Origin of the sequence: Bradyrhizobium sp. STM 3557, from assembly GCF_045571465.1 — a bacterium.
Lineage (GTDB): Bacteria > Pseudomonadota > Alphaproteobacteria > Rhizobiales > Xanthobacteraceae > Bradyrhizobium.
Map to the genome: position 1 here is coordinate 3,882,932 of NZ_CP120697.1, position 18,938 is coordinate 3,901,869.

Genomic DNA, 18,938 nt, shown 5'->3' on the forward strand with positions numbered 1-18,938 from the left:
ATGGAACGTGCGGCCGTTAAAGCGCGCGGGCCGCGGCGAGCACCGCCTCGGCATGGCCATCGACCTTCACATTGCGCCAGATCCTGGCGATCCGCCCATCGCTGCCGATCAGCACTGTGCTCCTGATGATCCCGAGGAACTTGCGGCCGTACAGGGATTTTTCGCCCCAGGCGCCGTACGCTTCGAGCATCGCGTGCGTGGCATCGGAGAGCAGCGGAACTGCAAGCTGGTGCTTGTCGCGGAAGCCATCCTGCGCCTTGACCGAGTCGGCGGAGACGCCGAGTACAGCAGTCCCGCAGGCAGCAAAATCCTCGCGCAATCGGGTGAAATCGATCGCCTCGCGGGTGCAGCCGGGCGTGTTGGCCTTGGGATAGAAGAACAGCACCAGCTTGCGGCCGGCATAGTCCGCCAACCGGACCGTTCCGCCACCGTCGCGGGGCAGCGTGAAATCCGGGGCGATCGCGCCTTCCTCCAGGACCACAGCCGGGCCGGCACCCGATTCGGCAGCCCGGCTGGCGGCGGCCGGTGGTTTCACGCGTTTGGCGACAGGCTTCGAAGCAGCTAGACTGCGTGCAGGCGTCTTCGCGCCAGTCTTCGCAGGCCCTGCCGTCGTCGCAGCCTTCGCCTTGGCGGCGGCCTTGGGAGGTCCTGCGGCCTTCGTTCCCGCCCGCGCGCCGGCCTTGCCGGAACGCGGCGCAGCGACCGACTGCCGGCCAGATCGGCCGACGGAGCCCCTGGAGGATTTCTTGCGCGATTCCTTTGACATACGCCTTCCTTTCGTCGCTTTCGGCAGATCAATCATGGGAGTATTTCGAGTCTTGTCCGGTGCGCCGGAAATGACAGGGCCACTGGGCAAGTCTGACGGCCCCGGGCTATGGTGACAAGAAATTCGACGCACCGTCCGGCACGCTGAAGTGAGCCGGACGCGCCCGACGACGAGCAACAGGATCAATCGAGGATTGGGGGCGATGCCGGCTGAGGAACGCTCGTTACCTGTCGACGGGCGAAACCGGGCCGGGAAGCAAGCCGCGAATCAGGTCGCCGATAAGCAGATCGGCATCACCCCATCCGAATTCGACAGCAGACGCCGGCACCGAGAGGCAATGGCAAGGAATACGTCTACCCACAGACCCAATCCGCAAGCGAGCGCTCCGTCCGGCGCGTGGGACGACGAGTCACATTTCGACTATTCACATCGCGACGACTCCCATCACGAGTATGACGACGAGCACGACGAGGCGGCGCATGACCGCGCGCGCCAGTTGCTGGGCGGCTCAAGAGGCCGCCGCTTGCCGAATCGCGCTGAACGTTTGCGCCGCTGGGTGAGCCGTTCGCGCTGGGTCGGCCGGTGCGCGCTTTCGCTGGCGCTGATGGTCGTGGTGTTCGCCTTGAGCTTCACCGTGCTGTGGTGGCGGCTCGGCACCGGGCCGATCAATCTCGACATCGCAACGCCCTGGCTCGCCGCCGCGATCGAGGACAATATCGGAAATGGCAACACCGTCGAGGTCGGCGGCACCCAGATCGAGCGGGCCGGGCGCGTCCACATCGCGGTACGTATCCGGGACGTCATCGTGCGCGACCAGGACCACGCCGTGGTGGCGAGCGCGCCCAAGGCCGAGGTGCGGCTGTCGGGCGCGGCCCTCCTGATGGGCCGGCTGCGCGCCGAGAGTCTCAAGCTCGTGGATGCCGAGCTTGCCGTCCGCATTACGCCTGACGGCACCGTCACCGTTTCCACTGGCGACAGCAACAAACCGCTCGCGACCGGCGTGGCCTCCAAGCGTGATGCCGGCCTGCCGCCGACCTTCACGCCCCCGGGCCGGCCGATACCGCCCGCCACGCCCGGCATTCCCACGCCTGATATCAACATGCAGGCGCCGCTCGGGGCCGGTCCGGTTCCGGTGCCAACCACGAGTGCGCAGAACGGTCTGCTCGCTGGCCTCGACTGGCTCGACAGTTTGAGCCTGACCGGGCTCGACGGCCAGAACCTGAACGAGATCGGCCTCAAGAACGGCGTGCTGGTGGTCGACGACCAGCAGCGCGGCAACAAATGGACGTTCGAGAACATCAGCCTCAGCATGCGCCGGCCCTCCGGCGGCGGCGTCGCCGTGAGCCTTGGCGAGGAGGGCGCCAAGCCATGGTCGCTGAAGGTCCTGGTCGGCGCGCCGGAGAACGGCGTGCGCACCGTCGACATCAAGGCCGAAAAGGTCTCGACCAGCAACATTCTGCTGGCGCTGCGGCTGAAGGACCTGACCTACATGGCCGATCTGCCGATGTCCGGCGAGATCAAGGGCGACCTCGGCCGCGACGGTGTGCCGACCTATCTGCGCGGCAAGATCGCGATCGGCGCCGGCAACATCATCGATACCGACACGCCCGACTATCCGATGGCGATCGATTCGGCAGAGCTCAGCCTGGAATGGGACTCCAACCGCCGCGCGCTGGTGGCGCCGCTCAAGGTGGTTTCCGGCGCCAACCGGATCACGTTGCTCGCCCATCTCGAGCCGCCGAATGACGTTGCCAATGATTGGCGGCTCGGCTTGTCCGGCGGCACCATCGTGCTCGCCGGCATCGATAGCGAGCCGCCGCTGATCTTCAACCGGATCTCGGTCAACGTCCGCTTCGACGCCGAGGCCAAGCGAGTGCTGCTCTCGCAGGCCGATATCAGCAATGGCGAGATCGGCATCGCAGGCACCGGCAGCATAGAATATTCCGGCGAGCCGCGGCTGAAGCTCGGCTTCGCCGGCACGCCGATGTCGGCCTCGGCATTGAAGCGGATCTGGCCTGCGCTGATCGTGCCGGAGGTGCGGGCCTGGGTGATCGAGCGCATCGAGCGCGGCTCGCTGCAGCGGCTCGACGTCGCGGTCAACTCGCCGGTGAAGAACCTGCCGCGCAAGGGGCCGCCGATCCCAGAGGACGGCCTCGACGTGAACATCGTCGCGTCGGGCGTGACCTTGCGGCCGGTCGACGGCCTTCCGTCGGTGCGCGACGCTGACCTCAGGGCGCATGTCACCGGCAAGAGCGCGACCGTCAATATCGGGCAGGGCGCGGCCGACACGCCGGCCGGACGCAAGCTCAATTTCTCGGACGTGGTGTTCGAGGTGCCAGACATGGCGCCGAAGCCGCCGCCATCCCGGATCAGGATGCGCGTCGACGGTCCGATCGCGGCGGCCGCCGAGGTGCTCGCCTCGGACCGGCTGAGCGACCTGGCGACGCCGGTCGATCCCAACTCCGCCAAGGGCACGTTCCAGGCCGCCATCAATCTCGGTATGCCGGTGAAGGGCGAGCTGTCCAAGACCGACACCAGCTACGCCGTCACCGCCGAGCTCAACGGCTTTTCCGCCGATAAGCTCGTGATGAACCAGAAACTCGAGGCCAATCTGCTCAAGGTCGCTGCCAACAACGCCGGCTACCAGGTCAAGGGCGACGTCAAGATCAGCGGCCAGCAGGCCGCGCTCGATTATCGCAAGCCGGCCGAGGGCGATGCCGAAATCAAGCTGCAGGCGACGCTCGACGATGCCAGCCGCGCCCGCCTCGGCCTCGATCTCGGCTCCGCCGCCACCGGCAACGTCCCGCTCAAGCTGAACGGCAAGATTGCCGCCTCCGGCGACCACGACAGCAAGCTCGGCGTCGAGGCCGACCTCACCCAGCTCAAGCTCGACAACGTGCTGCCGGGCTGGGTGAAGCAGCCGGGTAGGGCCGGCAAGGCGACCTTCAACGTGGTGCCGAAGCCGCAATCGACGCGGTTCGAGGACATCGTGATCGAAGGCGGCGGTGCCTCGATCAAGGGCTCGCTCGAGGTCGACCAGAACGGCGACCTGATGAATGTGAGCTTCCCGACCTACTCGCCATCGGAAGGCGACAAGACCCAGCTTAAGGCCGAGCGCGGCCAGGACGGCGTGCTCAAGGTGACGATGCGCGGCGACGTGTTCGACGGCCGCGGCTTCATCAAGTCGACGATGTCCGGCACCAGCAGCAAGGATTCCGACAAGGTCAGATCGAAGACGCTCGACCTGGATGCCGACGTGAAGCTGGGTGCGATCGCCGGCTTCAATGGCGAGGCGCTGCGCAGCATCGATCTCAAGCTGTCGCGGCGCGGCGGCGCCTTCAAGAGCTTCAGCCTGACCGGCAAACTCGGACGCGACACGCCGGTCACCGCCGATCTGCGCATCGGCCGCGATACGCCCGTCACGGCGGACCTGCGCGGCAGTCGCGCCCAGGGCCGCGAGATCATCTATCTGCAGACCAATGACGCCGGCGCCTTCCTGAACTTCACCGACACCTACACCAAGGTCACTGGCGGCCAGCTCGAGCTGGCGATGGAGCCGCCGACCGCCGATTCCAGCCCGAAGGAAGGGCTGATCAACGTGCGCAATTTCAGCGTCAAGGGTGAGCAGGCGCTCGACCGGGCCGTCGCCGGCGGCGGCAATGGCGGGCAGCCCATCGGCTTCACGGCGATGCGGGCGGAATTCACCCGGCAGACGGGCCTGCTCTCGGTCAGGGACGGCACCGTGCAGGGACCGGCGATCGGCCTGACCATCGAGGGCAATATCGACTACAACAACAACCAGGTGCGGATGAGCGGTACCATCATTCCCGCTTACGGGTTGAACAACATCGCCGGCCAGATTCCTCTCTTCGGCCTCCTGCTCGGCAACGGCAACAAGGAAGGCTTCATCGGCGTCACCTATGAGGTGGTCGGCACGCCCGGCAAGCCGGTGGTGCGCATCAATCCGATCTCGGCGATGGCGCCCGGCGTGTTCCGCAATATCTTCCAGTTCAACACCGGCAAGCAGCAGCCTGGCTTGACGCCGCCGATGGACGTGCAGCCGAACAACTGAGCGGGGCCGCGGATCATTTCGCGATGCGGCGATCCACTTGCCGCTGGGCCGGTCAGAGGTGCTGCTGACCTGGTCGTGATCGCCAGACCGAAAAGCTGCCTGTTGACAGACAGCTCTTGCGCGCGTTTGATCCGCGGCACGGGGACATGCGATCTCCCCGCGAGGCGACATGCCCAAGAATCGCGTCCTGTCACCAAGGGCGCATCATGTCATCCTACACCTCAATTTCCCCTGAGAAGCTGTTCCGTCTGATCGGCACGCCGGGCGCGCCGGCCATCATCGACGTCCGCATCGATCAAGATTTCGACGCGGACCCGCGCCTCGTTCCGGGAGCGTTGCGGCGTTCGCATCGCGATGTGAACGAATGGGCCTCGAGCCTGTCAGGCCAATCCGTCGTCGTCATCTGTCACAAAGGACAGAAGCTGAGCGAGGGCACGGCCGCCTGGCTGCGTCACTGCAACATCGCCGCCGAGAGCCTCGAGGGAGGCCAGGTCGCGTGGAACGCGGCCGGCTTGCCGACCGTCCCCGCTGACAAGATCCCCAAACGGGACGGGCGCGGTCGCACGATTTGGGTGACGCGCGCGCGTCCCAAGATCGACCGTATCGCCTGTCCGTGGTTGATCCGCCGCTTCGTCGATCCTAGCGCCGTGTTTCTGTTCGTCGCGCCGTCCGAAGTCGAAACCGTAGCCGACCGATTCGACGCGACGCCTTTCGATATCGAGCACGTCTTCTGGAGCCATCGCGGCGAGCTCTGCACGTTCGATGTGATGGTCGCGGAGTTCGGCCTGTCGACGCCGCCTCTCGATCGCCTCGCGACCATGGTGCGCGCCGCCGACACCGCGCGCCTCGATCTCTCGCCGGAAGCACCCGGCCTTCTCGCCGCATCGCTTGGCCTGTCGCGCATGTACGACGACGATCTGGAGCAGCTGAACGCTGGACTTCCGCTGTATGACGCCTTCTATCGCTGGTGCCGAGACGCCACCAAGGAAACCCACAACTGGCCGACCAACAAGGTCAAGCCGTAACCTGCGGCAGCCTTGCGCGAGGCAGACGGCCGCCAACGAACGGTCGTCTGCCGCGCCGAGATCATCGGCGGTCTCTTCCGATCGACGAAGCGGCCGTCCACGGATGGAGCAGGACAAACTAAGGCGATCCAAAACCATGGAGGCACAGATGCGCAAGACTCACTTCGCTGCGGCGTCGATTGTCTTGGCCGTTCTGATCACGGCTGCGGACGCGCAGAAAATCGACTGGCAAATCTTCGCCGAGCCGTTCGTGTCCACAGCGCATGCGCAGGATATCGACTGGCAGAAGGTCGACGACATTCTTGGCCGCAAGCCTGCCGTCAGCGGCGACGTGCATCGCTACGGATTTCCGCGCACGGATCTCTCGGTGAGCCTGGACGGTGTGTCGATCAAGCCGGCTTTGGCGCTCGGCGGCTGGCTCGCCTTCAAGCCGATGCATGGCGGCGCAATGGTCATGGGGGATTTGGTGCTGCTGGATGGCGAGATCAGTCCGGTGATGGGGAAGATGATCGCGAATGGCCTTGAGATCACCGCGGTGCACAACCATCTGCTGCGCGCCAACCCCGAGACCTTCTACATGCATGTTGCGGGGCACGGTGACCCGGTGAAGCTCGCGACCGCCATCCACGACGCACTAGCGGAAAGCAGGACACCGCTCACCGTCGCCATGTCGACGGCACCGCCCGCCGTCGATCTGGACACGGCGCAACTCGATCAGATCATCGGCGTCAAAGGTCAGGCGAATGGCGGGGTCTATCAGTTCAACGTGCCGCGCCGCGATCCGATCACCCAGGAGGGCATGCAGCTCACTCCCGTCGGGCCGATGGGGGTCGCGATTGGCATCAACTTTCAACCGACCGGTGGCGGCAAGGCGGCGATCACAGGCGACTTCGTCCTCACCAGCGACGAAGTGAACCCGGTGATCACGGCGCTCAGGACGCACGGCATCGAGGTGACGGCGCTCCACAGTCACATGCTGGACGAGCAGCCGCGCCTCTTCTTCATGCATTTCTGGGCCAACGACGACGCACTTCAGCTCGCCAGGGGGCTGCGTGCGGCACTGGACAAGACCGCGAGCACGAAGAGTTGAGGGCCGGTCGGGGGCACGGACAATGACGACGAACACGACGATTGGAAGCGGGCGGATCGGCGAGCTGGTCCGCTACTTCCTGCGGCTGGGCTTCCTTGGCTTCGGCGGGCCGGTGGCTCTGGTCGGCCAGATGGAGCGCGAGCTGGTCGATGGCCGGAAATGGCTCTCCAGGGAGCAGATGCGCGAAGCCATCGCGATCTGCCAGTCGCTGCCGGGACCGCTCGCAATCCAGGTCGGCATCTACATTTCCTACCTCCGCGGCGGCTTCTGGGGCGCATGGGCGGGCGGCTGGGCGTTCATCCTGCCGAACTTCGCCATCGTCGCCGCGCTCGGCGCGCTCTATGTTTACCTCGGAGATCTCAAGGCCGTTACAGGCATCTTCTACGGAGTCAGTCCAGCCGTCATCGCGCTGATCCTGCATTCCTGCTACCGCCTCGCCAAGCTCGGCATGGAAGACCGGCTACAATGGGTCATCGCCGCGGTCTGCCTGGGCGTGACGGTGCTTCTTCAGGCCGAGGTCGCGCTGCTCTTCATCGGCGCCGGCATTGTCGGCATTCTCTGGTATGGAGGCCTGATCCGGAAAACACCGCCTGCATTCTCCATGGCGGCTCCCGTGCTGGCGCAGCTCGCGCCGCAGACGTCGAGCTCGATCCTCGGCAAGCTGCTGCTGTTCTTTCTCAAGGCGGGTTCGCTCACCTTTGGCAGCGGCTTGGTGATCGTGCCGTTCCTGGAGCAGGGGCTCGTGCAGCAGTTCGGCTGGCTCGATCAGCGCCAGTTCCTGATCGCGGTGGCGATCGGCATGATCAGCCCGGGACCGGTCGTCATCACCGCGACCTTCGTCGGCTATCTGGTCGCGGGCTTCTGGGGCTCGCTGGTCTCGACCGTCGGGATCTTCCTGCCGTCATTCCTGTTCGTGCTGATTGCCGCGCCCCTGCTCGCCCGGCATCGCGCCAATCCGAACGTACAGGGCTTCGTCAAGGGGGCCTATGCCGCCGCGATCGGAACCATCCTCGGCGCCTGCATCCTGCTCGGCCGCATCGCGATCGGCGACTGGCTGACGGCGCTGATCGGCATTGTATCGCTTGCCGTCCTGTTTCGATGGAAGGTCAGTAATCCGCTGCTGATCGCCGCCACCGCCATTGTCGGCCTGATCGCCTATCCGATCCTGCAGCCGACATGGGTCATGGTGCATTAGAGCGTTTTCAAGCGAAGTGGACACCGGTTCGCGTCAAGAAAACGCGTCAAAACAAAAAGCTAGAGCCCCGTTCCGATTCGATCGGAACGGAAAAGGCTCTAGTCTGGCACGTGGCTTGGATGACGTCATTGCGAGGCGCGCCTGCGCGCCGAAGCAATACAGACTGCCTCGGCAGACGGATCCTGGATTGCTTCGTCGCTATCGCTCCTCGCAATGACGTCGAGGATATAATGACGTCGAGGATATTACGTGGTCCTGATACCTTGGAGAGATTGGAGGCTGCCGTCAGCACGATCAACTAATTACGAAGCGCCCGAACAACCAAGAAGGGAATCATGCCGATGATGACGCTGACCAGCGCCAGGGCAATCAGCGAATTGTAGCTGTGCGTGAGGTCGTGGATGATGCCGCCTCCCCATGAGCCGAGCGCGGAGCCGAGCCCGCTGCCGATCGAGATCGTGCCATAGATGGTGCCAACCCGCTTGCCGTGGAAGATCTTCATCGCCGTCGCCGATAGCAGTGGACCGCGCGAGCCGATCATGCTGCCGAAGCAGATGACGAAGCCGGTTAGCAGCCAGATGTTCGGCGCCCATTGCAGCCCCCATAACATGAGAATGCCGGCGATCGAGAGAGCGTAGCTGAACAGCACCGATGGCCGGCGGCCGATCAGCCCGTCGAGCCAGGACACGCCGAGCATGCCGAACAGCAGCACGACTCCGGAGAAGCCCCACGCGGTCGCGGCCTGCAGCGGCGGAAAGCCGACGTCGATCAGATAGGCGACGACCTGCGGCGCGATCGCATACATGCCGATCGCGGTGAAGAAGAAGGTCGCGAACAGCGCCCAGAAGGCGTGATGGCCTATCGCTCGGAGCAGAGTCCAGCCGTCATCGGCAGGCTCGTCGCCGAGCCTGCGGACCACATGCGGCGCGCCACGTGCGAACAGCCGCCACGGCAGCAACAATAGCGGAACCAACAGGCTGAGCGCGGTCACGCCGAACAGCCGATAGGCCGCTGGCCAGCCGATGCGGTCGATCAGGAGCTGGGACGCGGGCAGCAGGATCAACACGCCGGCGCCGGTCGCCGAGTAGATCACCGCCATCGCGGTCGGCAGCTTGGGGCCGAACCAGCGGCCGAGCAGGATCGAGTTCGGTACGTTGCCGATCAGCGCAATGCCCGTGCCGACGCACAGGCCGAGGCTGAGCTGGAACTGCCAGAGATGTCGCGCGACCGAGGCGGTCAGGAAGGCTCCGCCCAGCAACAGCAGTCCGGCCGCGTAAACCGTGCGCGGACCGGAATGGTCGAAAAGCCGGCCGATCAGTGGCGCGGCGAGACCACCGGTCAGCGCCGCCAGCGAGTAGATCGAGACCACCTGGCCACGGTCCCAGCCGAAACTCTCCGAGATCGGCTTTAAGAAGACGGTGAAGCTTTCGCCGAGACCGCGGCCGAGCACGGAGAGCGCAAAGCACAGGGCGAGCACGACCAGCGCCACGCGCGCCATGGTCGGCGGCGCTGCTGATGGTGCGTCCTCCCGTAGCGCATCTGCTTTCATGCCCGTCAGGGAGCGCGCTTCCGTGCTCTCTGACAAGCAGCGAAAACCGAATGCGGCTATGCGGGCTTGAGCAGGACGTGGCGCTTGCGGCCGAACGACAGCTTGACCACGCCTTCCGCAGTCAAATCCCTTCGCGTCAGCACCATCTTCTCATCGGTCACGGGCGCATCGTTCACGCGCAGGCCGCCGCCCTTGATCTGCCGGCGCGCCTCGCCGTTGGAGGCGACAAGACCGGCCTTGACGAAGGCGTTGAGCACGCCGACGCCAGCTTCTAGTTCGGCAGATGGAATATCCACCGTCGGCAGGTTCTCGGCGATCGCGCCTTCCTCGAAGGTGCGCCGCGCGGTCTCGGCCGCGGTGCGCGCCGCTTCCGTGCCATGCAGCAGCGTGGTGGCGGCGTCCGCGAGCGCCTTCTTGGCCTCGTTGATCTCGGCGCCCTGCAAGGCCGCGAGCTTCTCGATCTCGTCGAGCGGCAGGGTGGTGAACAGCTTCAGGAAGCGCGCGACGTCGGCATCCTCGGTGTTGCGCCAGTATTGCCAGAAATCATACGGGCTGCACTGGTCGGCATTGAGCCAGATCGCGCCCTGCGCGGTCTTGCCCATCTTGGCGCCGGACGACGTCGTGAGCAGCGGCGTCGTCAGCGCGAACAGCTGCGGGGTGCCCATGCGGCGGCCGAGCTCGACGCCGTTGACGATGTTGCCCCACTGGTCCGAGCCGCCCATCTGCAGCCGGCAGCCGACGCGCCGCGACAGCTCGACGAAATCATAGGCCTGGCAGACCATGTAGTTGAACTCGATGAAGCTCATCTCCTGCTCGCGCTCGAGCCGAAGCCGCACCGAGTCCATGGTCAGCATGCGGTTGACCGAGAAGTGCCGGCCGATGTCGCGCAGCATCTCGATCCAGTTCAATTGCGTCAGCCACTCGGCATTGTCGAGCATGACCGCGTCGGTCGCGCCATCGCCGTAGCGCAGCACCTTGGCGAACACAGTGCGGATCGAGGCCTTGTTGGATTCGATCTCCGCGACCGTGCGCATCGCCCGTGTCTCGTCCTTGCCGGAGGGATCGCCGACCATCGTGGTACCGCCGCCCATCAGCGTGATCGGCTTGTTGCCGGTCTGCTGCAGCCAATACAGCATCATCATGGTCAGGAAGTTGCCGATGTGCAGCGATGGCGCGGTACAGTCGTAGCCCACGTAAGCAGTCGCCTGGCCCTTGGCCGCGAGCGCATCCAGCCCCTCGAAATCCGAGCACTGATGAATGAAGCCGCGGTTCTGCAGGACGTTGAGAAAATCGGACTTGAAGGCAGTCATTTATCGACGACTCTGACGAATGGTGTTTACGCTGTCTTCGCGCAAAGGCGGAACACTTGGCGGATCCAGGCGCGCGTCGTGGCTTATAAGAAGCAGGCTGGTTGCACAAGCCAGACCGCAAATCGGCCGCACTTCGTGCGAAAGCTAGGTGTTTTCAGGTTCAAATGGCGATGATTCTGACCACACTCGGGTTGATGAGCGGCACGTCGCTCGACGGGGTCGACGTTGCGCTGCTCGAAACCGATGGCCGGCAGATCAAGGCATTCGGGCCGACCGGATACCGGCCGTATGGCGCGACCGAGCGCGGCCTGCTGCGCCAGGCGCTGGTGGAGGCCGTGAACCTGACCGCGCGCGAGGCGCGCCCGGGCGTGCTGCGCGAGGCCGAGCGGGTGGTCACATGGGCCCATGCCGAGGCGGTCGCCGCCTTCCTGGCGCAGCACCGCCTGACCGCCGAGCACATCGACATCGTCGGCTTTCATGGCCAGACCGTGCTGCATCGGCCGGAGCGGCGGCTGACCGTGCAGATCGGCGACGCGCCGGCGTTGGCGAAGGCGATCCACATTCCGGTGATGCACGATTTCCGCGCCGCCGACGTCGAGGCGGGCGGGCAGGGTGCGCCGCTGGTGCCGGTCTATCACCGTGCGCTGGCGCAATCCCTGCAGCGCGAGGGGCCGATCGTGGTCGCCAATATCGGCGGCGTTTCCAACATCACCTATATCGATGGCGACAGCACGCTGATCGCCTGCGATACCGGTCCCGGGAACGCGCTGCTCGACGATTTCATGTTCCGCCACCTTGGCCAGACATTCGATCAGGACGGCCGCATGGCGGCGCAGGGCACCGCGGACGAGGCGTGGGTGACCGAAGCGCTGAAGCTGCCGTTCTTCGCGGCGCGGCCGCCGAAATCGCTCGACCGCAATGATTTCGCCGCGCTGAGGCTCGGCGACGTGGCACCGGCCGATGGCGCGGCGACGCTGACCGCATTCACCGCGGCGGCGCTGGCGCGTATCGTGCCGCTGCTGCCGAAGGTCCCTGCGAGCTGGATCATCTGCGGCGGCGGCGCCCGCAATCTCACGATGATGCGGATGCTGCGCGAGCATCTCGCGCCGGCCACCGTGGAGGCCGCCGACGCGCTCGGTTGGTCGGCCGATGCGATCGAGGCGCAGGCGTTCGGCTTTCTCGCGGCGCGCGGCATGAAGGGCCTGCCGCTCAGCTATCCCACTACGACCGGTGTTTCGATGCCGATGACGGGCGGTGTAATCGCGCGGCCGTGAGTAGATGCAGGTGCATGGATCTTGACGATTGAATGCAGGTGCATGTATTTTGATGCATCTGCATGAAATGGTGAGGAGACCTCCATGACCGCGGTGCTGAAACTGATCAGTCACAAGCTCTGTCCCTACGTTCAGCGCGCCGTGATCGCGCTGAACGAGAAGGGCGTTCCGTTCGAGCGGATCGATATCGATCTCGCCAACAAGCCTGATTGGTTCCTGAAGATCTCGCCGCTCGGCAAGGTGCCGGTGCTGACGGTCGGGACCGAGAGCGGCGAGGTGGCGCTGTTCGAAAGCAACGTCATTTGCGAATACATCGAGGAGACGCAGCCAGGGCCGAAGCTGCATCCTGCCGATCCGCTCGCGCGTGCCCAGCACCGCGCCTGGATGGAATTCGGCTCGGCGATCTTGTCCGATCTGTGGGGGCTGGAGACCACGCAGGACGCCGCTGTGTTCGAGTCCAAGCGGCAGGCGCTGATCGCGAAGTTCGCGCGGGTCGAGGCTGCGCTGAAAGAGGGGCCGTTCTTCGCCGGCGAAAAATTCAGCCTTGTGGACGCGGTGTTCGCGCCGGTCTTCCGCTATTTCGAGGTGTTCGACGAGATCAGGGATCTCGGCATGTTTGATCGCACGCCCAAAGTGCGCGCCTGGCGCGGTGCGCTGGCGCAGCGCCGAAGCGTGAGGAGCGCGGTCGGCGCCGATTATCAGCAGCTGTTGCGCGCCTTCCTCGCGCGCCACGACGCGCATCTCCTGAAGCTCGCCGCCTAAGATGTCTCAGGCGCTCGCTTGGATTGCGCTGATCGTTGCCGGTCTGCTCGACGTCGGCTGGGCGATCGCGATGAAAAATGCCGACGGCTATACGCGCCTCGGCTGGAGCCTGATCTCGTTGCTGCTGCTTGCGGCGTTCGTGTTTCTGCTCGGGCGTGCGCTGCAGGTCCTGGAGGTCGGCATCGCCTATGCCGTGTGGACGGGAATAGGCGCTGCCGGCACGGTGCTCATGGGGGCGCTGCTGTTCGGCGAGACGCTGGGCCTGATGAAGATTGCCGGCATTGTGCTGGTGCTGGCCGGGATCGGAGCGCTGAAGCTGGCGTCGACGTGAGCGAGATCCGCGGGCGGAGGCGCGCCCGCGGACAAACCTTACCGCACGTTGGCGAGGCGCATGTCGAGATAGGCCGTGATGGTCTCCATCAACGGCTCGAGCTTGCCGTCGAAGAAGTGGTTGGCGCCGGGGATGACCTGCTGATCGATCACGATGCCCTTCTGCGTCTTCAGCTTCTCGACCAGCGTGTTGACGTCCTTCGGCGGCACCACGGCGTCGCGCTCGCCATGCACGATCAGGCCCGACGACGGGCAGGGCGCCAGGAACGAGAAGTCGTAGAGGTTGGCGGGCGGGGCGATCGAGATGAAGCCTTCGACCTCGGGACGGCGCATCAAAAGCTGCATGCCGATCCAGGCGCCGAACGAGAAACCGGCGACCCAGCAGGCGCGCGCCTCGGGATTGATGGTCTGCGCCCAGTCGAGCGCGGAGGCCGCGTCCGACAACTCGCCGGTGCCGTGATCGAACGAGCCCTGGCTGCGGCCGACCCCGCGAAAGTTGAAACGCAGCACCGAAAAGCCGCGATGCGCGAACGCGTAGTAGCACTGATAGACGATCTGGTGATTCATCGTGCCGTGGAATTGCGGATGCGGATGCAGGATCATCGCAATCGGCGCGTTCTTCTGCTTGGCCGGATGATAACGGCCTTCGAGACGGCCCGCCGGACCGTTGAAGATGACTTCAGGCATCAGTGCGTCCTTGAGAGAGCATCGACCGACTTCGTGCTTGCTTCATCCGGCTCCCGCCGACGAAACCCCGCAGGAAAAGTGGTGATTGGAAACGCCGTCGAAGTTGCGTGCTGCGGACGGCGCTTACGTGAACAGGTGGCGCCTTCTAGCATGAGGCCAGGGGCAAAAAGCAAGGATTTTGAACATCCCGCAATGGCTTCAAGGCGTTAGCGGCCGATCCGGAGGTAAGGGTCGATTTTCGGCCCAGACCACCGTGGTGAGCCCGCGGCCAATCGATTGAAAATCCTGGTATTTTCGTACTATTGCAGCGCGCTTGCGGCGTCGTGCAGATGGACTGCGCTCCTATAGCGGCGGCTGCCCTGGACGGTTTCGCCGGTATCGAAGGTGAGATCGAAGTCGCCCGAGGGCTTCGCGGTCAGCGCGGTGACACGATCGAGATTGGCGAGCCGTGTGCGATGGATCCGGACAATGTTGAAGCCGGCCAACTGGCTCTCGGCCGAGGCCAGCGTGCCGCGAATGAGATGCCGTGCGCCCTCGGCCATGCCGTACTCGATATAGTTGCCGGCCGAGGCGACCCAGACGATATCGCCGGGCACAACGCGAACCCGGCTGGCGCCGTCGCGCAGCCACAAGGCCTGCGGCGTTGCTGGCGCCCTGTCGCTGGTCGGCAGAGACATAACATCGCTCGTCTCGAGCCTGCGGCTTCTGTCGAACAGCCAGATCGAGCTGCCGATCAGGAGTGCGGTGACGATATCCTTGCGCAATTCGTAGACCACGGTCGTCAGAGACAAATGGAAGTCGTAGCCACTGCCGGCCAGCGCCAGCAGCAGCTTGCGCAAGCCGACCATGCCGGCGATGTGGAGCGCTGAGAAGATCGCGATGGTCGCAAGCGCGATACCGGCCTGTCCAAGTCTGCCCGGTGATCGCCGCATCCGCCGCACGCCGGCGAGCAGCAGCGGCACCAGGAGGAGGATGACGACAATGCTGGTCGTCTCCCACAGCAGCCGTTTGCCCAGATCATAGGGGGCCCCTCGCCATAAGGCATCCTGCGCGGCGGACAGTGCGTTGACCAGTCCAATGCCGAGCGCAATCACGGCGACAGCCACGTAGAACAGCCGGTCGGACGGGCGCGGCGGCGCGGGTGCGATCTGGTTCATGAGGCCGACTTTCACAGGGCTCCGTCGCCAACCATATCATAGCGGCCGCAACCCGAGATTGGCCGCGGTGGAAAAGCTGCTAAGACGGTCCCATGCCTGAGCGGATCTATCTCGATTGGAACGCGACCACGCCGCTGCGCCCCGAGGCGCGCGCGGCGATGACGGCCGCCATGGATATCGCCGGCAATCCATCGTCCGTGCATGCGGAAGGAAGGCAGGCGCGGCGGCTGATGGAAGACGCGCGCGAGGCCGCGGCGCGGGCCGTCGGCGCCGCTCCCCGCAACGTGGTGTTCACCTCGGGTGGAACCGAGGCCAATGCGCTGGCGCTCAATCCCGGATTACGCGCGCCGGCGGGGCCGGTCGGGCGATTGCTGGTCTCCGCGATCGAGCATCCCTCGGTGCTGGCGGGAGGGCAGTTCCCGCATGATGCCATCAGGACCATCCCGGTCACCCCCTCAGGCGTGATCGATCTGGAAGCGCTGCACCACATGCTGGCAGACGGCCCACCGGCGCTGGTCTCGGTGATGGCCGCCAATAACGAAACCGGCGCGCTCCAACCGATCTCCGAAGTCGCTGACATCGTCCACGCGGCAGGCTCTCTGCTGCACGTCGATGCGATCCAGGCATTCGGAAAAATACCTTTCAATATCAGGGATCTAGGTGCAGATCTTGCCACCGTCTCCGCGCACAAGATCGGCGGCCCGAAGGGCGTCGGCGCATTAATCCTGGGCGCGGGCGCGGAGCGGCTGCCGCCGCTGCTCCGCGGCGGCGGACAGGAACGGGGGCGCCGCGCCGGAACCGAGAACGTCATGGGAATCACAGGCTTCGGGGCAGCCCTGACGACTGCAACGACTGCGCTTGAAGCCGACCGGCCGCGCCTGGAGCGGCTGCGCGACCGGCTGGAGACGGGCCTGCGCAGTGCCGGGGACGCGCAGGTGTTCGCAGGCGACGTCCCCCGGTTGCCCAACACCACACTGTTCACCGCCTGTGGGATGAAGGCCGAGACTGCCGTGATCGGGTTCGATCTGGAAGGTATTTCGGTGTCCTCGGGCTCGGCCTGCTCGTCGGGCAAGGTGCAGGCCTCCCATGTGCTTCGGGCCATGGGCGTGGGTTCCAGCGCCGCACAGGGAGCGGTGCGCCTCAGTCTGGGCTGGTCCACGCAGGAAGCGGACATCGATTGCGCCATTGAGGCTTGGCGGAAGCTGTCCAGGACCCTAATTAAGAGGAGCGACGAAACAGTGCTGGAGCGATTCTAAGCAGGTGATTTCGTCGGAGAAACGTCGTAAGACGGTTCCAAATTGATGTCCACCGCGGTCCTTGAAACCGCGAGCGGAGGATTGGAATGCCAGCCGTACAAGAGACGGTCGAGCGCGTGAAGCGCATCGACGTCGACCAGTATCGATATGGGTTTGAGACCCTGATCGAATCCGAGAAGGCTCCGAAGGGGCTGTCGGAAGATACCATCCGCTTCATCTCTGGGAAGAAGAACGAGCCCGCCTGGATGCTCGAATGGCGGCTGGAGGCATATCGCCGCTGGCTCACCATGGAGGAGCCGACCTGGGCGCGCGTCGATTATCCGAAGATCGACTACCAGGACATCTACTATTACGCGGCACCGAAGCCGAAGAAGCAGCTCACCTCGATCGACGAGATCGATCCGGAGATCCTGAAGACGTACGAGAAGCTCGGCATTCCCCTGCGCGAGGTTGCGATCCTCGAGGGTGTCGAGCCGGTGCCCGGCGCCGGCAGTCCCGAGTCGCGCAAGATCGCGGTCGATGCGGTGTTCGATTCGGTCTCGGTGGCGACCACGTTCAAGGAGGAGCTGAAGAAGGCCGGCGTGATCTTCATGCCGATCTCGGAGGCGATCCGCGAGCATCCCGAGCTGGTGCAGAAATATCTCGGCAGCGTGGTACCGACCTCGGACAACTTCTTCGCAACGCTGAACTCGGCGGTGTTCTCCGATGGCTCGTTCGTCTACGTGCCGCCGGGTGTGCGCTGCCCGATGGAGCTATCCACGTACTTCCGCATCAACGAGCGCAACACCGGCCAGTTCGAGCGCACGCTGATCATTGCCGACAAGGGCTCCTACGTCTCCTATCTCGAGGGCTGCACGGCGCCGCAGCGCGACGAGAACCAGTTGCACGCGGCCGTGGTCGAGCTGGTCGCGCTTGATGACGCCGAGATCAAATATTCGACGGTGCAGAACTGGTACCCAGGCAATTCGGAAGGCAAGGGCGGCATCTACAATTTCGTCACCAAGCGTGGCGACTGCCGCGGCAACCATTCGAAGATTTCCTGGACCCAGGTCGAGACGGGATCTGCGATCACCTGGAAATATCCGAGCTGCATTCTGCGTGGCGATAACTCCCGCGGCGAGTTCTACTCGATCGCGATCTCGAACGGCTTCCAGCAGGTCGATAGCGGCACCAAGATGATCCATCTCGGCAAGAACACGTCGAGCCGGATCATCTCCAAGGGCATCGCCGCCGGCAAGTCGCAGAACACCTATCGTGGTCTCGTCACCGCGCACCGGAAGGCGTCCGGCGCGCGCAACTTCACCGCCTGCGACTCGCTCCTGATCGGTGACAAATGCGGCGCGCACACGGTGCCCTATATCGAGGCCAAGAACTCCTCGGCCGTGTTCGAGCACGAGGCGACGACGTCGAAGATCTCCGAGGACGTGCTGTTCTACTGCATCCAGCGCGGCCTTTCTCAGGAGGAGGCGGTCGGCCTGGTCGTCAACGGCTTCGTCAAGGACGTGCTGCAGCAGCTGCCGATGGAGTTCGCAGTCGAGGCGCAGAAGCTGATCTCGATCTCGCTCGAAGGATCGGTCGGCTAATACCTCGTCGCGGGACGGCCCGAGCCGTCCCGCCGGATGGTTTCCTGAAATTATCTCGGCCTTCGTCCTTCGAGATGCGCCTTCGGCGCTCCTCAGGACGAGGAACAAACGGAAGAGAACAATGGCATTGCTTGAAGTCAAGAACCTGCAGGTCCGCGTCGAGGAGCGCGAAATCCTTCACGGGCTCTCGCTGAGGGTGAACGAAGGTGAGATCCACGCCATCATGGGGCCGAACGGCTCCGGCAAGTCGACGCTCTCCCATGTGATCGCCGGCAAGCCCGGCTATGAGGTCACCGGCGGCCAGATCCTGTTCAAGGGCGAGGATCTCTTGGAGATGGAGCCGGACGAGCGCGCCGCAAAGGGCGTATTCCTGGCGTTCCAGTATCCGGTCGAAATCCCCGGCGTTGCCACCATGAACTTCCTGCGCACCGCGCTGAACGCGCAGCGCAAGGCGCGCGGCGAGGAAGAGTTCTCGACGCCGGACTTTTTGAAGAAGGTCCGCGAAGTTGCCAAGTCGCTCAACATCCCACAGGACATGCTGAAGCGCGGCGTCAATGTCGGTTTCTCCGGCGGCGAGAAGAAGCGCAACGAGGTGCTGCAGATGGCGCTTTTCGAGCCGAGCCTGTGCATCCTCGACGAGATGGATTCCGGCCTCGACATCGACGCGCTGCGCATCGCGGCCGATGGCGTCAACGCGCTGCGTTCGCCTGACCGCGCGATGATCGTGATCACTCATTATCAACGGCTGCTCAACTACATCGTGCCGGACTTTGTGCACGTGATGTCGAAGGGCCGTGTGGTGACGAGCGGCGGCAAGGAGCTGGCGCTGGAGCTGGAGGAGTCCGGTTACGCCCAGTTCGAGGAAGCCGCGGCTTAAACGCG

The 18,938-nt window shown here is 64.7% G+C and carries 15 protein-coding genes; 10 read left to right on the plus strand and 5 right to left on the minus strand.

Translation table 11 applies throughout. The annotated features are described in order from the left end of the window. Positions 1 to 16: 16 nt before the first annotated feature. Positions 17 to 766 (minus strand): peroxiredoxin, encoded by a 750-nt coding sequence (locus P6U24_RS17605; protein WP_407160330.1) that lies wholly within the window; start codon positions 764 to 766, stop codon positions 17 to 19. A 337-nt stretch (positions 767 to 1,103) separates the two neighbouring features. Here P6U24_RS17605 and P6U24_RS17610 point away from each other — a divergent pair, with 337 nt between their 5' ends. The 4 genes from P6U24_RS17610 to chrA all read left to right on the plus strand — a co-directional run bounded on the left by P6U24_RS17610 (position 1,104) and on the right by chrA (position 8,148). Further along, positions 1,104 to 4,838, plus strand: a complete 3,735-nt coding sequence (locus tag P6U24_RS17610) for a DUF3971 domain-containing protein (RefSeq protein WP_407160331.1) — start codon at positions 1,104 to 1,106, stop codon at positions 4,836 to 4,838. A gap of 206 nt (positions 4,839 to 5,044) precedes the next feature. Next, on the plus strand, positions 5,045 to 5,863 hold the full coding sequence (locus P6U24_RS17615) for a chromate resistance protein ChrB domain-containing protein (protein WP_407160332.1): 819 nt from the start codon (positions 5,045 to 5,047) through the stop codon (positions 5,861 to 5,863). Between the two features lie 148 nt (positions 5,864 to 6,011). Continuing rightward, on the plus strand, positions 6,012 to 6,953 hold the full coding sequence (locus P6U24_RS17620) for a DUF1259 domain-containing protein (RefSeq protein ID WP_407160499.1): 942 nt from the start codon (positions 6,012 to 6,014) through the stop codon (positions 6,951 to 6,953). A gap of 22 nt (positions 6,954 to 6,975) precedes the next feature. Continuing rightward, positions 6,976 to 8,148 carry a chromate efflux transporter gene (gene chrA, locus P6U24_RS17625; protein WP_407160333.1) on the plus strand — a complete coding sequence of 391 codons (1,173 nt, stop codon included), beginning with the start codon at positions 6,976 to 6,978 and terminating at the stop codon, positions 8,146 to 8,148. Positions 8,149 to 8,446: 298 nt separating this feature from the next. Here the strand turns inward: chrA and P6U24_RS17630 are convergent, their stop codons facing one another. Together P6U24_RS17630 and tyrS are read right to left on the minus strand one after the other, a co-directional pair. After that, complete coding sequence (locus P6U24_RS17630) at positions 8,447 to 9,697, minus strand: MFS transporter (RefSeq protein ID WP_407160334.1); 1,251 nt, start codon at positions 9,695 to 9,697, stop codon at positions 8,447 to 8,449. Positions 9,698 to 9,753: 56 nt separating this feature from the next. After that, positions 9,754 to 11,007 carry a tyrosine--tRNA ligase gene (tyrS, locus tag P6U24_RS17635; RefSeq protein ID WP_407160335.1) on the minus strand — a complete coding sequence of 418 codons (1,254 nt, stop codon included), beginning with the start codon at positions 11,005 to 11,007 and terminating at the stop codon, positions 9,754 to 9,756. A 170-nt stretch (positions 11,008 to 11,177) separates the two neighbouring features. Here tyrS and P6U24_RS17640 point away from each other — a divergent pair, with 170 nt between their 5' ends. The 3 genes from P6U24_RS17640 (at position 11,178) to P6U24_RS17650 (ending at position 13,374) form a co-directional block, all read left to right on the plus strand. Further along, positions 11,178 to 12,281, plus strand: coding sequence for an anhydro-N-acetylmuramic acid kinase (locus tag P6U24_RS17640; protein WP_407160336.1), 1,104 nt, complete (start codon positions 11,178 to 11,180; stop codon positions 12,279 to 12,281). Between the two features lie 84 nt (positions 12,282 to 12,365). Next, positions 12,366 to 13,043 (plus strand): glutathione S-transferase family protein, encoded by a 678-nt coding sequence (locus P6U24_RS17645; RefSeq protein ID WP_407160337.1) that lies wholly within the window; start codon positions 12,366 to 12,368, stop codon positions 13,041 to 13,043. A 1-nt stretch (position 13,044) separates the two neighbouring features. Then, positions 13,045 to 13,374: a DMT family transporter gene (locus tag P6U24_RS17650; protein WP_407160338.1), complete on the plus strand. Its 330-nt coding sequence runs from the start codon at positions 13,045 to 13,047 to the stop codon at positions 13,372 to 13,374. A gap of 38 nt (positions 13,375 to 13,412) precedes the next feature. Here the strand turns inward: P6U24_RS17650 and P6U24_RS17655 are convergent, their stop codons facing one another. Next, positions 13,413 to 14,060, minus strand: a complete 648-nt coding sequence (locus P6U24_RS17655; protein ID WP_008971476.1) for an alpha/beta hydrolase — start codon at positions 14,058 to 14,060, stop codon at positions 13,413 to 13,415. 299 nt (positions 14,061 to 14,359) lie between these two features. Further along, complete coding sequence (locus tag P6U24_RS17660; protein ID WP_407160339.1) at positions 14,360 to 15,217, minus strand: LytTR family DNA-binding domain-containing protein; 858 nt, start codon at positions 15,215 to 15,217, stop codon at positions 14,360 to 14,362. Positions 15,218 to 15,309: 92 nt separating this feature from the next. Here P6U24_RS17660 and P6U24_RS17665 point away from each other — a divergent pair, with 92 nt between their 5' ends. The 3 genes from P6U24_RS17665 to sufC all read left to right on the plus strand — a co-directional run bounded on the left by P6U24_RS17665 (position 15,310) and on the right by sufC (position 18,933). Then, positions 15,310 to 16,473: a cysteine desulfurase family protein gene (locus P6U24_RS17665; protein ID WP_407160340.1), complete on the plus strand. Its 1,164-nt coding sequence runs from the start codon at positions 15,310 to 15,312 to the stop codon at positions 16,471 to 16,473. Between the two features lie 86 nt (positions 16,474 to 16,559). After that, a complete protein-coding gene (sufB, locus tag P6U24_RS17670; RefSeq protein WP_407160341.1) occupies positions 16,560 to 18,056 on the plus strand; it encodes a Fe-S cluster assembly protein SufB in 1,497 nt (498 codons plus the stop codon). Positions 18,057 to 18,177: 121 nt separating this feature from the next. Then, the gene (gene sufC, locus P6U24_RS17675; RefSeq protein WP_407160342.1) at positions 18,178 to 18,933 is read left to right on the plus strand and encodes a Fe-S cluster assembly ATPase SufC; all 756 of its coding nucleotides are present in this window, start codon (positions 18,178 to 18,180) and stop codon (positions 18,931 to 18,933) included. The last annotated feature ends 5 nt before the right edge of the window (positions 18,934 to 18,938 follow it).

What these genes read in the sequence shown, in the direction of transcription:
- P6U24_RS17605 (WP_407160330.1), bottom strand. Translation starts at nt 766, where the DNA reads ATGTCAAAGGAATCGCGCAAGAAATCCTCCAGGGGCTCCGTCGGCCGA.
- P6U24_RS17610 (WP_407160331.1), top strand. Translation starts at nt 1,104, where the DNA reads ATGGCAAGGAATACGTCTACCCACAGACCCAATCCGCAAGCGAGCGCT.
- P6U24_RS17615 (WP_407160332.1), top strand. Translation starts at nt 5,045, where the DNA reads ATGTCATCCTACACCTCAATTTCCCCTGAGAAGCTGTTCCGTCTGATC.
- P6U24_RS17620 (WP_407160499.1), top strand. Translation starts at nt 6,012, where the DNA reads ATGCGCAAGACTCACTTCGCTGCGGCGTCGATTGTCTTGGCCGTTCTG.
- chrA (WP_407160333.1), top strand. Translation starts at nt 6,976, where the DNA reads ATGACGACGAACACGACGATTGGAAGCGGGCGGATCGGCGAGCTGGTC.
- P6U24_RS17630 (WP_407160334.1), bottom strand. Translation starts at nt 9,697, where the DNA reads ATGAAAGCAGATGCGCTACGGGAGGACGCACCATCAGCAGCGCCGCCG.
- tyrS (WP_407160335.1), bottom strand. Translation starts at nt 11,007, where the DNA reads ATGACTGCCTTCAAGTCCGATTTTCTCAACGTCCTGCAGAACCGCGGC.
- P6U24_RS17640 (WP_407160336.1), top strand. Translation starts at nt 11,178, where the DNA reads ATGATTCTGACCACACTCGGGTTGATGAGCGGCACGTCGCTCGACGGG.
- P6U24_RS17645 (WP_407160337.1), top strand. Translation starts at nt 12,366, where the DNA reads ATGACCGCGGTGCTGAAACTGATCAGTCACAAGCTCTGTCCCTACGTT.
- P6U24_RS17650 (WP_407160338.1), top strand. Translation starts at nt 13,045, where the DNA reads ATGTCTCAGGCGCTCGCTTGGATTGCGCTGATCGTTGCCGGTCTGCTC.
- P6U24_RS17655 (WP_008971476.1), bottom strand. Translation starts at nt 14,060, where the DNA reads ATGCCTGAAGTCATCTTCAACGGTCCGGCGGGCCGTCTCGAAGGCCGT.
- P6U24_RS17660 (WP_407160339.1), bottom strand. Translation starts at nt 15,217, where the DNA reads ATGAACCAGATCGCACCCGCGCCGCCGCGCCCGTCCGACCGGCTGTTC.
- P6U24_RS17665 (WP_407160340.1), top strand. Translation starts at nt 15,310, where the DNA reads ATGCCTGAGCGGATCTATCTCGATTGGAACGCGACCACGCCGCTGCGC.
- sufB (WP_407160341.1), top strand. Translation starts at nt 16,560, where the DNA reads ATGCCAGCCGTACAAGAGACGGTCGAGCGCGTGAAGCGCATCGACGTC.
- sufC (WP_407160342.1), top strand. Translation starts at nt 18,178, where the DNA reads ATGGCATTGCTTGAAGTCAAGAACCTGCAGGTCCGCGTCGAGGAGCGC.